General features: G+C 61.6%; 13 protein-coding genes and 1 pseudogene. 9 read left to right on the top strand and 5 right to left on the bottom strand.

All coding sequences use genetic code 11. The features are described from left to right. The first annotated feature begins 38 nt into the window (after positions 1-38). Positions 39-1472 (top strand): D-alanyl-D-alanine carboxypeptidase/D-alanyl-D-alanine endopeptidase, encoded by a 1434-nt coding sequence (gene dacB / locus AACR77_RS17995; RefSeq protein ID WP_042883171.1) that lies wholly within the window; start codon positions 39-41, stop codon positions 1470-1472. A 202-nt stretch (positions 1473-1674) separates the two neighbouring features. Further along, positions 1675-1932, top strand: coding sequence for a GrxA family glutaredoxin (locus AACR77_RS18000; protein WP_010674029.1), 258 nt, complete (start codon positions 1675-1677; stop codon positions 1930-1932). A 59-nt stretch (positions 1933-1991) separates the two neighbouring features. Here AACR77_RS18000 and AACR77_RS18005 read toward each other — a convergent pair whose 3' ends face one another. Beyond that, positions 1992-2201, bottom strand: a complete 210-nt coding sequence (locus tag AACR77_RS18005; RefSeq protein WP_010674028.1) for a DUF1653 domain-containing protein — start codon at positions 2199-2201, stop codon at positions 1992-1994. Positions 2202-2557: 356 nt separating this feature from the next. Here AACR77_RS18005 and AACR77_RS18010 point away from each other — a divergent pair, with 356 nt between their 5' ends. After that, positions 2558-3772 carry a pyridoxal phosphate-dependent aminotransferase gene (locus AACR77_RS18010; RefSeq protein WP_005302243.1) on the top strand — a complete coding sequence of 405 codons (1215 nt, stop codon included), beginning with the start codon at positions 2558-2560 and terminating at the stop codon, positions 3770-3772. Positions 3773-3837: 65 nt separating this feature from the next. On the opposite strand, the gene AACR77_RS18015 is transcribed toward AACR77_RS18010, so the two are convergent. Both AACR77_RS18015 and fabV read right to left on the bottom strand, forming a co-directional pair. Further along, a complete protein-coding gene (locus tag AACR77_RS18015) occupies positions 3838-5313 on the bottom strand; it encodes a YfcC family protein (protein ID WP_042883174.1) in 1476 nt (491 codons plus the stop codon). A 162-nt stretch (positions 5314-5475) separates the two neighbouring features. Then, complete coding sequence (gene fabV, locus AACR77_RS18020) at positions 5476-6669, bottom strand: enoyl-ACP reductase FabV (RefSeq protein ID WP_041212832.1); 1194 nt, start codon at positions 6667-6669, stop codon at positions 5476-5478. Between the two features lie 270 nt (positions 6670-6939). On the opposite strand from fabV, the gene AACR77_RS18025 reads away from it, so the two are divergent. The 3 genes and pseudogenes from AACR77_RS18025 (at position 6940) to AACR77_RS23205 (ending at position 9143) form a co-directional block, all read left to right on the top strand. Then, positions 6940-7365 carry a DUF4124 domain-containing protein gene (locus AACR77_RS18025; RefSeq protein ID WP_042883177.1) on the top strand — a complete coding sequence of 142 codons (426 nt, stop codon included), beginning with the start codon at positions 6940-6942 and terminating at the stop codon, positions 7363-7365. Between the two features lie 479 nt (positions 7366-7844). Further along, positions 7845-8603 (top strand): annotated as a pseudogene (locus AACR77_RS23200) (PAS domain-containing protein); the annotation flags it as partial. Positions 8604-8711: 108 nt separating this feature from the next. Continuing rightward, positions 8712-9143: a methyl-accepting chemotaxis protein gene (locus AACR77_RS23205; protein ID WP_256094419.1), complete on the top strand. Its 432-nt coding sequence runs from the start codon at positions 8712-8714 to the stop codon at positions 9141-9143. A 72-nt stretch (positions 9144-9215) separates the two neighbouring features. On the opposite strand, the gene AACR77_RS18035 is transcribed toward AACR77_RS23205, so the two are convergent. Continuing rightward, complete coding sequence (locus tag AACR77_RS18035) at positions 9216-9413, bottom strand: hypothetical protein (RefSeq protein WP_039038678.1); 198 nt, start codon at positions 9411-9413, stop codon at positions 9216-9218. 61 nt (positions 9414-9474) lie between these two features. Next, positions 9475-10371: a DMT family transporter gene (locus AACR77_RS18040; RefSeq protein WP_041212829.1), complete on the bottom strand. Its 897-nt coding sequence runs from the start codon at positions 10369-10371 to the stop codon at positions 9475-9477. A gap of 111 nt (positions 10372-10482) precedes the next feature. On the opposite strand from AACR77_RS18040, the gene rsxA reads away from it, so the two are divergent. The 3 genes from rsxA to rsxC all read left to right on the top strand — a co-directional run. Continuing rightward, positions 10483-11064 carry an electron transport complex subunit RsxA gene (gene rsxA, locus AACR77_RS18045; RefSeq protein ID WP_039038677.1) on the top strand — a complete coding sequence of 194 codons (582 nt, stop codon included), beginning with the start codon at positions 10483-10485 and terminating at the stop codon, positions 11062-11064. A gap of 4 nt (positions 11065-11068) precedes the next feature. Beyond that, complete coding sequence (rsxB, locus tag AACR77_RS18050; protein WP_042017194.1) at positions 11069-11635, top strand: electron transport complex subunit RsxB; 567 nt, start codon at positions 11069-11071, stop codon at positions 11633-11635. A 14-nt stretch (positions 11636-11649) separates the two neighbouring features. After that, a partial coding sequence (rsxC, locus tag AACR77_RS18055; protein WP_231563276.1) for an electron transport complex subunit RsxC occupies positions 11650-13531 on the top strand: 1882 nt, incomplete at its 3' end.

The following is a 13531-nucleotide window of genomic DNA, read 5'->3' on the forward strand; positions in this document are numbered from 1 at the left end:
GTTTCTGATGCCGCCCTTTCGTTCAGTTAGAGGATCCTATGCAGCGGCTGTTGATTGGTTTTTGTGCTCTCTTTTCTCTGGCGGTCCAGGCCGCCCCGCTGACCCCGCCCAAGGGGGGCCAGTACGCCGTCATCGTACAGGGCAACAATGGGGTGGAATTTGCCCGTCACGCCGATGACATGATAGCCCCCGCCTCCACCATGAAGGTGTTGACCGCGCTCGCTGCACGCCTCGAACTCGGTGCCGACTTCCGCTTCGCCACCGACATCCAGGCCCAGCCCGGCGCCAAACAGGGCACTACCATCAACGGCGACATCTGGATCAACTTCGTCGGCGACCCGACCCTGTCGCGCATGGATCTGGTTGCCCTGTTCAAACAGTTGGGCGTCACCCGCATTCAGGGCAACGTCTATGTCAACACCGGTGCCTACAACGGCTATGAGCGTGGCAACGGCTGGTCCTGGGGGGATCAGACCCTCTGCTTCGCCGCTCCCGTCTCCTCGGTCATCATCGACAAGAACTGCGCCTACGGCACCATCACCGCCACCCAGATTGGCAAGCCTGCGGTGGGCAACGTGGCCAGCGGCGTGCCCATCGGCATCGGCGCCGACAACGTGGAGGTGATGAGCTATGGCGACATGGCGCGTCAGTTCTGCGCTCTGGAAGTAGACATGGCCAAGGGCAACTTCTACGAGCTCAAGGGCTGCATCACCCCGAACAAGGAGCCACAAGGGCTGCGCTTTGCCATCCATGACGTGGAGGCCTGGGGCTGGGACAACATCCGCTGGGCCATGAACCGCGCCGGGATCAGCCACGACGGCCTGCTGCGGGTCACCCATCAGGCCCCTGTCGGTGCCCAGACCCTGGCGACCCACTACTCTGTCTCCCTGCCGGTGATGCTCGCCAAGATGTTGAAAAAGTCCGACAACCTCTACGCCGATACCTTCCTCAAAACCGTGGGGCATCACTACTACAACAAGCCGGGCAGCTATCGCAGCGGCACCATGGCGGTGCGCGCCATCCTGACCAAGCACGGCATTGACCTTGGCAACGCCACCCTGGCCGACGGCTCCGGCCTCTCCGCCCACAATCTCATCAGCGCGCGCCAGATGTTGTCGGTGCTTAACTTCATCCAGAAGAACGATGCCGAGCTCGACTTCATCAAGCTGCTGCCAAGCTCCCAGGTAGACGGCACCCTGGCCTGGCGACGCAGCGTCACCGCTCCCATGATGAAGAACAAGGTACACGCCAAGACCGGTACCATCACAGGTACGTCGAACCTCGCCGGCTTCATCGACACCGCCGGTGGCCAGCGCAAGGCCTTCGTGATGTTCCAGCGCGGTCTCTCCCAGGATCCGGCGACCCACGAGCGCTACCGCGCCAGCAAGGCGCCCTGGCCCTGGACCGTCTTCGAAAAAGGCGTGCTGGAGAGCATCTACCAGCAACAACCCATCCAGATCGTCGAGCAGTGATAGACGGGCTGCCTTGCCGGCAAGGCGGCCCGATTCCCCGGCCTTGGGGGACGCTGGCGCCATCATCAGCAGTGGGCGCAATCGGAGATGGCGAACGTAAGCATCGCTATTTTCAGCTTTGACTGACAGGGCGCCACGGCTATGCTGTGCCCAGCCTCGTCTCAATGGCCTTCTTCAACGGCTTGTTTAATGGAGAGAAAAGATGTTTGTAGAGATTTTTGGTCGTCCCGGTTGCCCGTATTGCGTGCGTGCCAAGCAGATTGCCGAGCAACTGACCGAGGAGCGCGATGACTTCGAGTTCCGCTACGTGGATATCAACGTGGCCGGGCTGACCAAGGACGATCTCGCCGCCAAGGCGGGCAAGCCGGTCACCACTGTGCCGCAGATCTTCCTGGATGAGCAGCACATCGGCGGCTGCACCGATTTTGAGGCCTATGCCAGAGCCAATCTGGGTCTGTAAGCCCCGACACCATGAAAAAAGGCGCCTCTGGCGCCTTTTTTCATGTCGCCAAGCCTGCCTCAGGCCACCGGCGTGAAGCGGCTCACCACCTGTCCCTGATGTTCAATCCACTCCATGAACATGGCGACGGGGCGGGCATAGACCTGACCATCCTGTTCGGATTGATAGATCACCAGCTGCTCCTGGGTTTCGGTGTGCAAGGCCAGGGCCAGAACCTGGTAATAGCCCCCCTTGAAATGGCGGTAGCGACCGGTGGCGGGTGCCTGCATGAGTGAACCTCGAGAGCGGGAAGATGAGCCCCCGTGCCTGCGTGCTCCCCTGGCAGACCGACGGGTCGGGGCCTTTTTTACCCCAGCCAATCGTGCCAGATGGGGGAGATATTTCAATACACTCATGTTGCTTTATGAATCTGCCCCTCATCTTTCACTAATCTACCAAAGAGAGGCAAACGATCATGCTGAATTTAACATTTCAACAACCCTGTTTCAGGGGTAAATATCAGGGATTTATTCCATAAATTAGATTGTTCTAGCATTCAATTCTGTGAAGAATAGGGGCAGAGAAATTTGATACTAAAAACAGCTTTTCTGCCAACGCGCCCCACGGGGAAGGAATCACGCTCACCATGTTCACTATCGACAAGTCGCACAAGCTCGACGATGTCTGCTATGACATCCGCGGCCCGGTGCACAAAGAAGCTCGCCGTCTCGAAGACGAAGGTCACCGCATCATCAAGCTCAACATCGGCAATCCGGCCCCGTTTGGCTTCGAAGCACCGGAGGAGATCATCAAGGATGTGATCCTCAACATGCCCCAGAGCCAGGGCTACTGCGACTCCAAGGGGCTCTTCTCCGCCCGCAAGGCGGTGATGCAGTACTACCAGCAAAAAGGGATGCGCAAGGTCGACATCGACGACATCTACATCGGCAACGGTGCGAGCGAGCTCATCGTGATGGCGATGCAGGCGCTGCTCAACAATGGCGACGAGATGCTGGTGCCCTCCCCCGACTACCCGCTCTGGACTGCGGCCGTCACCCTCTCCGGCGGCCATGCGGTGCACTACCGCTGTGACGAAGGGGCTGACTGGTACCCGGATCTCGACGACATCCGCGCCCGCATCACCCCGCGTACCCGCGGCCTGGTGCTGATCAACCCCAACAACCCGACCGGCGCCGTCTACGGCAGCGAATTTTTGCTTGAAGTGATCGAGATCGCCCGTCAGCACAACCTCATCATCTTCGCCGACGAAATTTACGACAAGATCCTCTACGACGATATCTCCCACACCAGCGTCTGCACCCTGTGCGACGATGTGATGGTGGTGACCTTCAACGGCCTCTCCAAGGCCTACCGCGCCTGTGGCTTCCGCCAGGGCTGGATGGTCATCACCGGTCCCAAGGGTCGTGCCAAGGGCTATATCGAGGGGCTGGAGATGCTGGCCTCCATGCGGCTGTGTGCCAACGTGCCCATGCAGCACGCCATCCAGACCGCCCTTGGGGGCTACCAGAGCATCAACGAGCTGATCCTGCCGGGGGGCCGCCTGCGTCGCCAGCGGGACAAAGCCTGGGAGCTTTTGAACGAGATCCCCGGTGTCTCCTGCGTCAAGCCCAAGGGGGCGCTCTACATGTTCCCGCGCCTCGACCCCAAGGTGTACGACATCCGCGATGACCAGAAGATGGTGTTCGACCTGCTGCAGCAGGAGAAGCTCTTGCTGGTGCAGGGCACCGGCTTCAACTGGCCGGCGCCGGATCACTTCCGGCTGGTGTTCCTGCCCCGGGAAGAGGAGCTGGAAGAGGCTATCGGTCGCCTCGCCCGCTTCCTCAAGGGCTACAAGCAGTAAGCAAGGCTCATGAAAAAGGCTCCCGCGGGAGCCTTTTTGTTGTCTGTCGTTTTCTATCCGCGCCATCAGTCGTGGAGCAGGGCCCCGGCCACCAGCACCGCCATGGTGATGAGCCCCACCCCGATGATGAAGGGCAGCACCCAGCGCACGAAGCGATCGTAGGGGATCCTGGCGAGCGCCAGCCCCGCCACCAGGTGGGCGGCGGTGGGGGCAAACAGGTTGATCCAGCCGGAGGCGGACTGATAGGCGGTGATCACCAGATCCCGGGAGATGCCGGAGAAGTCCGCCAGCGGTCCCATCAGCGGCATGGAGACGGTCGCGAGCCCCGAGGTGGAGGGAATGAAGAAGCTCAGGATGATGTGCACCAGATAGGCCATCAGGATGAAGACCGACGACGACAGCCCGCTCACCAGCCCCTCGGCCCAGTGCAGTATGGTGTCGATGATGACGCCGTGCTCCATCACCACATAGATGCCGCGCGCCACCGCCACCACCAGGGCCACCCCGATGAGATCCCGCGCCCCGTTCAGGAAGGTCGCCACGTAGTTGGACTCCGGCATCCGGTTGATGAGGGCAATCAGGATGGAGGCGCTGAAGAAGAGGGTGGAGAGCTCGTCGAACCACCAGCCCAGGGTGGGCAGCAGATCGATGCCCAGATCGGACCAGGGCACCACCGCATAGATCATCAGCAGGAAGGTGCCGAAGAAGACCAGCATGGTGAGCTTCTGCTTGCCGCTGAAGGCGAGGTTGCTGCTCTTCATCTGGGAGAACTCGTCGTCATAAACGATGTCGGCCAGCACGGAGCGGGACTTGTCCTGCTGCACCTGCCTGGCGTAGCGCATCACGAACCAGGAGGCGAAGATCACCAGCAGCAGCCACTGGATGACCCGTAGCCCTATCCCCTCACCGATGGGGATACCCGCGAAACCGGAGGCGATGCCGGTGGCAAACGGATTGACGGTGGAGGCGAGCACCCCGACCCCGGAGCCGAGCAGGATGATCCCCGCCGCCACCATGCGATCGAAGCCCGCCGCCATCATCACCGGCACGATGAGTGCCCAGAAGGCCACCGTCTCCTCCGCCATGCCGAAGGTGGAGCCACCCAGGGCGAACAGGGCGATCAGCACCGGGATGAGCAGCCGCTCGCGCCCGGCGAAGGTACGCACTATGGCCCCGACCCCGGCATCCAGCGCACCGCTCTGCATGGTCACCGCCAGAAAGCCGCCGATGATGAGCACGAACAGTGCCACGTCCGCCGCCTTGTGAAAGCCCTGGATGGGCGCCTTGAGCACATCGAATACCCCCTGGGGTTGGGAAGGGAGCTCGGTGTAACTGCCGGGTACCGGCAGCAGTCGCTCGTCACCGCTGTAGTCGGCCACGGCCGCTGCCGCCACCGGCTGCTGGGTCTTGGCCGTCACATAGTTGTATTTGCCCGCCGGCAGCACCCAGGTGAGGGCCGCCATCAGGGCGATGATGATAAAAAGCAGGGTATAAACCGTGGGGAGCTGGCGCTTCTTGGGCGCCTCATGGGATGTGGTCATGACTTTCGTACCTCGGCGGTGCCGTCTGTGATCCGGACAGCGCAAGCCTAGCGGGTTTGTTCGGGGAAAAAGGTGATCGCGGATAATAAACCTGAGGCAACAGGTTGAGTCTGCTGCAAAAAAACAGGGCCCCGCAGGGCCCTGTCTGTGCTGGTGACCGACTTACAGCTCGACCACGTCGAATTGCACGTCCGGATTCACGTCCGCATCGTAGTCCACCTCGTCCAGACCGAAACCGAACAGGCGCAGGAACTCCTGCTTGTAGCCGGTGTAGTCGGTCAGTTCACTGAGGTTCTCGGTGGTGATGGAGGGCCAGAGATCACGGCAGGTCTGCTGCACGTCTTCACGCAGTTCCCAGTCATCCATGCGGATGCGTGCCTGCTCGTCCAGCGCCATGTCGGCGCCGTACAGGCGGGTGCGCATCATGCGGTCCACCTGCTCCATGCAACCCTCGTGGATGCCCTTCTCCTTCATGATCTTGAAGGCCATGGAGATGTAGAGCGGCATCACGGGAATGGCAGAGGAGGCCTGGGTCACAACGGATTTGAGCACGGCCACGTGGGCGGTCCCCCCCTTGGCAGCCAGATCGCCACGGATGGCGGTGGCGGCGCGGTCCAGATCTTCCTTGGCTCGGCCCAGGGTACCATGCCAGTAGATGGGCCAGGTCAGGTCGGTACCGATGTAGGAGTAGGCCACGGACTTGGCGCCGTCAGCCAGCACACCCGCATCGCGCAGAGCCGCCATCCACAGTTCCCAGTCCTGGCCGCCCATGACGGTGATGGTGCTCTGGATCTCTTCCTCATTCGCCGGCTCGACGGTGGCGGTGATGATCTGATCCTTGTTGGTGTCGATGGCGGTGGAGGTGTAGACCTCGCCGATGGGTTTGAGGGCTGAGCGCACCACTTCGCCGGTGTCCGGCAGCTTGCGCACCGGAGAGGCCAGGGAGTAGACCACCAGATCGATTTGACCCAGATCCTGCTTGATGAGCTCGATCACCTTGGCACGGCACTCGTGGGAGAAGGCATCGCCATTGATGCTCTTGGCGTAGAGGCCGGCCTCTTTGGCGGCCTTGTCGAAGGCGGCGGAGTTGTACCAGCCGGCGGAGCCCGTCTTGGTCTCGGAGCTCGGCTTTTCGAAGAAGACACCGATGGTGGCAGCTCCGCTGCCGAAGGCTGCGGCAATGCGAGAGGCCAGACCATAGCCGGTGGAAGCGCCGATCACCAGCACCTTCTTGGGGCCATTCTCGATGGCGCCCTTGGCTTGGGTGTAAGCGATCTGGCGACGAACATTGGCTTCACAACCGACCGGGTGGGTGGTGGTGCAGATAAAGCCGCGAACCTTGGGTTTGATGATCATGTGTTGTCTCTTATCCGTTTGATGGATGAAATCGGGGCATAAGATACCTCATTGCGGCCCGTTATGGTGCTCTGATGTGTTGAACTGCGGGGAAACAGGCAGGGATCCGTCGCTTTATGCCGCCATGGCACACCCATTGCGCAGGAGATCTCCCCGCCATGGACCAGAGAGAGGCAACGTGAGGACCGGAATGTCACACCCGGAACGAGGCCGTTGTCTGACCTTGCGCCATGTACTAGTGTGCAAGGAAGAGGATTCAAGGAGGAGTCTATGTCACGCATGCTGGTCATCTCTCTCGCCTGCCTGGGACTTGCCACCGTCCCCGTTGTCCAGGCGGCTGTCTATCAATGCGCCCGCGATGGGCAGATCACCTTCAGCGACATCCCCTGCAGCAGCGACGCCAAACCCATGGCACTCAATGTCTATACCCCCTCCCCCGAGGCGGTGGAGCAGGCGGCCAGCCAGACCCGGGAGATAGAGCAGAGCCTGGCGAACGGCCAGAAACAACGCCAGGCCGAGGCGCTGCGCACCGAGATCGAGGCCAAAAAGCAGAAGATGAACAACGAGATGACCCAGATCACGGAGAACAAGGCAAGATCCCGCAATGTCTCGGCAGAGATGCAGTCGGTCACTACCCGATATCAGAAAGAGATTGAGTCCCTGAACCAGAAACTCTCCACCTTGCAGGCAAAATAAACACCCCTGTTTCGGGACAGGAAATATACCGAAGCGGCAATGTCGTCACGAGTTCACACATGCCGCATATCCAAAAACTCACACCCTTGGCCGTTTATTTCTCACACCAGAGAGTCAGATAGCGGCTATTTCCAGATCCCCGCCTCCACCTATTTCACCGTGCCCATATAAGACTCATTGAATCCCCATATAGGCCACATGGCGTGCCACTGGGTTCATATGAAGGCGATATATAGGGGCATCGTGACAATTGTCAGTGCCAAAAGAGGCGCCTTCATGCCAATATTCCCTGGGGCCAGGGCGGCCCAGGAGATAAATAACCCTTGTACGAGACCCCACAATTAAAAAACCATTTATCAACATTGAAAAATAAAAAGTTAATTTGAGTTCGATGACGACTCATCAGGACGCAATGCTATTGTTAATTTACTCAGATTTGGTCGTTATCTCATTCAAGGGTCTCATGGAGGAGCACTGTCATGTTCTGGAATCAAAAAGCAAGCAAGGAAGCCAGTGAACAAGCGGCAAGGGTGGTGGAGCTGGGGGCATTTGAACAGGCTATCCAGTTGCAGGTCCCCTTCGTCCAGTTCACCCCGGCGGGAGTGGTCACCTTCGCCAACGCGCTGTTTCTCAAGATCGTGGGATTTGAGCGTGACGAGGTGATCGGCAAGCATCACAGCACCCTCTGCTTCCCCGACGACGTCAATACCCGGGATTACGAGACCTTGTGGCAGGATCTGCGCCACGGCGTCTCCCGCAGCGGCCGCTTCATTCGCCAGTCGAAATCCGGCAAGGCCGTGTGGCTGGAGGCGACCTATTTCCCCATCGTGATCGACGGCAAGGTGGTGCGGATCGCCAAGGTCGCCTCCGACGTGACCCAGCAGCAATCCACTCTGGAGCGCACCCAGGCCCTGCTGGCAGCGCTGGACAAGTCCCTGGCGGTCATTGATTTCCAACCCGATGGCACCGTCATCACCGCCAACCAGAATTTCCTCAACTGCTTTGGCTACCGGCTGGAAGAGGTGGTCGGCAAGCATCATCGCCTCTTCTGTGACAGCGATTTCTACCAGAATAACCCCTATTTCTGGCAAGATCTCGGTTCGGGTGACATCAAGTCAGGGCTTTTCATGCGTCTGGGTCACCGGGGGGAGAAGATCTGGCTGGAGGCCACCTACAACCCCATCTTCAACCACGAGGGCAAGGTGGTCAAAATCATCAAGCTGGCGAGCGACATCACCGAACGGGTGGAGAAATCCATCTCCACCCGGGAAGCGGCCCAGAAGGCATGTGCCATCGCCAGCGAAACCGTCGCGAGCGCCGCCAGGGGACGGGAGGTCATCGACAGGGTGCTCGACACCTCCTCCCACATCAACACCTCGGTCAATGCGGTCAGCAAGCAGATAGAGCAGCTCAACCAGCAATCCAGGAGCATCGAATCCATCATCTCCACCATCAGCGGCATCGCGGATCAGACCAACCTCCTGGCCCTCAACGCCGCCATCGAGGCGGCCCGCGCCGGGGAACAGGGGCGGGGATTCGCGGTCGTGGCCGACGAGGTGAGGCAATTGGCGGCGCGCACTTCCAGCTCCACCAGCGAGATCGTCACCGTCATCAAGCACAACTCGGAGATCACCTCACAGATCACCCAGACCGTCTCCGTCGTCTCCGACAAGGCGGTGGCAGGTCAGGAGCAGGCCACCATCATCGCCGACGTCATCAAGGAGATCATCGAGGACGCCAACTCGGTGTCGGACACCGTCAAGAGCCTCTCCATCTGAGCGACAGCTGCCAATGACAACGGGGGGCCCAGGCCCCCCGTTGTCATTGCTGTCCGCCCACCCGAAACCCGCTCAGCCATCCCCCAGGAGATAGTGTCTGGCTTCCTCGTCCGCCAAAGCGAGGGCGATGTCCCATAGCGCGGCGATGCAGAGCCCCTCCTCCCCCACCGCTTCCTCTTCCAGCGCCTCCAGGGCTCTGGCATCGGCCAGGGTAAAGGGGGGATGGCTCAACAGGCTTTTGGCCGCGGCCAGCAAGTGCATGTCGCTCATCGGTCGGCTCCTTCTTAGACAGCGTGTTTCCCTGCCCAGACTGTAGCCCAATGACGGCGACTCATCCCCCGGTGGCGACGGCCTGCGCACGCTTCCTGCCGGACGGCAGCTGGCCCACCCCGATGCCGGCCAGCACGGCGGCACAGGCCACCCATTGCAGGGCCGTGAGCGTCTCTCCCAGCAGCAGATAGGCGAGCAGCAGGGTAAAGACCGGTATGAGGTTCACATAGGCAGCCGCCAGGGTCACTTTCACCTGGGTCACCGACCAGTTGTAGAGCAGGTAGGCACCAAGGGTCACGAAGGCGCCGAGGAAGAGGATGACCCCCATGTCCTGCCAGGCCCAGCTCGCGGGCCAGGGCGCACTGAAGGCAAAGGGCGCGAAGAAGAGCATGCCGACGAAGGCCTGCAACGCCGTCAGTGTCATCACCCCGTAGCGGCTGGAGAGCTTTTTGAATACCACGGAATAGGTGGCGGCGCAGAGCATGGCGCCCATCTCCAGGCTGTTGCCGAGCAGGGCGTTGGGGGCGAACTCGTCGGCGCCCTCCCCCAACCCCAGCAGGGCGATGCCAACGATGGCGATGGCAAAGCCCAGCAGCTGGCGGCGACTCACCCGCTCTCCAAGCAGCACGAAGGCCACCAGAGCCACCATCAGGGGAAGCAGGGCACAGACCATACCGGCCTGGCCGGCACTGGTGTAACGCAGGGCGTTGACTTCAAGAAGAAAGTAGAGGCAGGGCTCAAGCGCCCCCATCAGGGCCAACCAGCGCCAATCCCCCTTCTGGTAAGTGACGCGGCCAAGCTGGCGGTAGCAGAGCAGCCAGCAACAGGACGCCACCCCCATCCGCATGAAGAGCACCTGACCGAAGGACCAGATTTCCAGCACATGTTTGAGGGCGATGAAGGAGCTGGACCAGAGCAGCATGGCCAGGGTCAGCGTCAGGACGGGTAAAGGGCGCACAATGCCTCCATGAATTGGGCATTCGAATAATAACCATACGGCCTTGCGGTTGTCTAAAGGCACCTAACATCAGATAATACGGCCGCCTTCATACCGGATAACCCATCTTCAATGACTGAGTACCTGCTTTTACTGGTCGGCACCGTGCTGATCAACAACTTCGTGCTGGTGAAGTTCCTCGGCCTTTGCCCCTTCATGGGTGTCTCCGGCAAGCTGGAAACCGCCATCGGCATGGGTCTGGCCACCACCTTCGTCATGACGCTGGCCAGCGCCTGCTCCTATCTGATGGAGCACTACATCCTGATCCCGCTGGAGATCGCCTACCTGCGCACCCTGGGCTTCATTCTGGTGATCGCCGTGGTGGTCCAGTTCACCGAGATGGTGATCCGCAAGAGCAGCCCGACCCTCTATCGCCTGCTCGGCATCTTCCTGCCGCTCATCACCACCAACTGTGCCGTGCTCGGCGTGGCGCTGCTCAGCATCAACGAGCGCCACAACTTCATCCAGAGCATCATCTACGGCTTCGGGGCCGCCGTCGGCTTCTCCCTGGTGCTGATCCTTTTTGCCGCCATGCGTGAGCGGCTGGTGGCCGCCGACGTGCCGGCACCGTTTCGTGGCGTCTCCATCGCCATGGTCACCGCTGGCCTGATGTCGCTGGCCTTCATGGGCTTTACCGGCCTCATCAAGATATAACGCTATGATTCACATACTCTTTGCCATTCTGGTGCTGGCCCTGCTTGCCCTGGCCTTCGGCATCATTCTCGGCTTTGCCGCCGTCAAGTTTCATGTGCAGGCCGATCCCATCGTCGATCAGCTCGATGCCCTGTTGCCCCAGACCCAGTGCGGCCAGTGCGGTTACCCGGGCTGCAAACCCTACGCCGAAGCCCTGGCCAATGGCGACAAGATCAACAAGTGCGTGCCCGGTGGCGACGCCACCATGCGCAAGATTGCCGACCTGATGGGGGTCGAGCCCCAGTCTCTGGACGGCGGTGAAGACGCGGCAATCCCCGTCAAGAAGGTGGCCTTCATTCACGAAGACATGTGCATCGGTTGCACCAAGTGCATCCAGGCCTGTCCGGTCGACGCCATCCTGGGTGCCACCAAGGCGATGCATACCGTCATCGCGGCCGAGTGCACCGGGTGCGACCTCTGCGTCGACCCCTGCCCGACCGACTGTATCGAAATGATCCCGGTGCCGACCACGGTCGACAACTGGAAATGGGATCTGGCCAAGGTCGCCATTCCGGTCAAGATAGTGGAATAAACAGCGGAGTAACCATGCAGCATCTGCTCGAACGCATCAAAGCCGGCACTCTGTGGGATTTTCACGGCGGCATCCATCCCCCCGAGAACAAGCACCAGTCCAGCCTGACCCCCGTCGTTGACGCGGGCCTTCCCCCACAGCTCATCATTCCGGTGCGCCAGCACGCGGGTCCGGCCGGCGAACTGCTGGTGCGGGTGGGGGACAAGGTCAAGAAAGGGCAACCCCTCACCCGTTTTGACAAGGGACGCATCGTGCCGGTGCACGCTTCCACCTCGGGCACCATCACCGCCATCGAGCAGCACACGGTGGCGCACCCCTCCGGTCTTGACGATCTCTGCATCCTCCTCACCCCGGACGGAGACGATGCCTGGGGCGAGCGCACACCCCAGCCTGACTACTGGAACCTGGAGCGGGGGGCGTTGCTCGAGCGCATCCAGCAGGCCGGCATCGCCGGGCTCGGCGGCGCCGTCTTCCCGACCCACAGCAAGCTCGACGGCCGTGGCCAGCTCACCGAAATTCTCATCATCAACGGGCTGGAGTGCGAACCCTACATCACCACGGATGACAGGTTGATGCAGGAGTACGCCGACGAGATCATGGACGGCATCCGGGTACTCAAGCACCTGCTCAAGCCCAAGCTCACCCTGATCGGGGTGGAAGACAACAAACCGGCGGCCATCGAGGCCCTGACCCGCCATGCCAGCGACGCCGACGTGCTGGTCAAGTCGGTACCGACCAAGTACCCCTCCGGCGGCGCCAAACAGACCATAGAGCTGCTCACCGGACGCCAGGTGCCCAAGGGAGGCCGGGCGGTCGACATGGGCATCATGGTGCTCAACGTCGCCACCGTCTTTGCCATCAAGCGCGCCATCATCGATGGGGAGCCGCTCATCGAGCGCATCGTCACCCTCACCGGCGACGCCTTCAAGAAACCCGGCAATGCCTGGGTGCGTCTGGGCACGCCGGTACGCTGGCTGCTCCAGCGTTTCGAGCTGCAACCGGAGGCGGATCAGCGGGTCATCATGGGGGGCCCCATGATGGGCTTCACCCTGCCCCACGCCATGGTCCCCGTGGTCAAGGCCACCAACTGCCTGCTCTCCCCCACCCGCGCCGAGCTGCCGCCCCCCGGCCCGGAACAGGCCTGCATCCGTTGCAGTGCCTGCGCCGATGCCTGCCCCGCCACCCTGCTGCCCCAGGAGCTTTACTGGTACAGCCGGGTCAAGGAGTACGACAAGGCCGAGAAGCTCAACCTCTTTGACTGTATCGAGTGCGGCGCCTGTGCCTGGGTCTGCCCGAGCGAAATCCCCTTGGTGCAGTACTACAAGATCGCCAAGGATGACATCCGCGAGGCCCGTGCCGAGGCCGAGAAGGCCGAACGTGCCAAGCAGCGCTTCGAGGCCAAGCAGGCTCGCTTCGAGCGTGAGAAGGCGGCCCGCGAAGCCCGCCACGCCGAGGCCGCAGCCCAGCGTCGCCAGGCCATGACGACGGCCGGGGGCGAAGATCCGGTCGCCGCCGCCCTGGCCCGCATCAAGGCCAAACAGGAGACGGCCCAGGTGGCCGTGAGTGAACCCGCACCGGACAACGAGGCCATGATTGCCGCCCGTGAGGCGCGCAAGCAGGAGGCCATCGCCCGTCGTGCCGCCAAGGCCGCCAAGGCCGCCAAGGCCGCCAATGGCGAGGGCAATGGGCTGGCTGACACCCCGGCACCTGGGGAGCAACATCCCAAGGCAGAGCTGGATCCCAAGAAGGCCGCCATCGCCGCCGCCCTGGCACGGGCCAAGGCCAAGAAGGCCGCCCAGGCGCAAGGTGACGGGCCGGTGGTCGCGGATAAGACATCCGTGAATACAACCGAACACGCCGTTGAGGCCCCGGCCGCCGCATCCGAGCCCGCCGCCG

Source organism: Aeromonas sp. ZOR0002 (genome assembly GCF_963866995.1).
In the GTDB taxonomy this organism is placed as follows: domain Bacteria; phylum Pseudomonadota; class Gammaproteobacteria; order Enterobacterales; family Aeromonadaceae; genus Aeromonas; species Aeromonas caviae.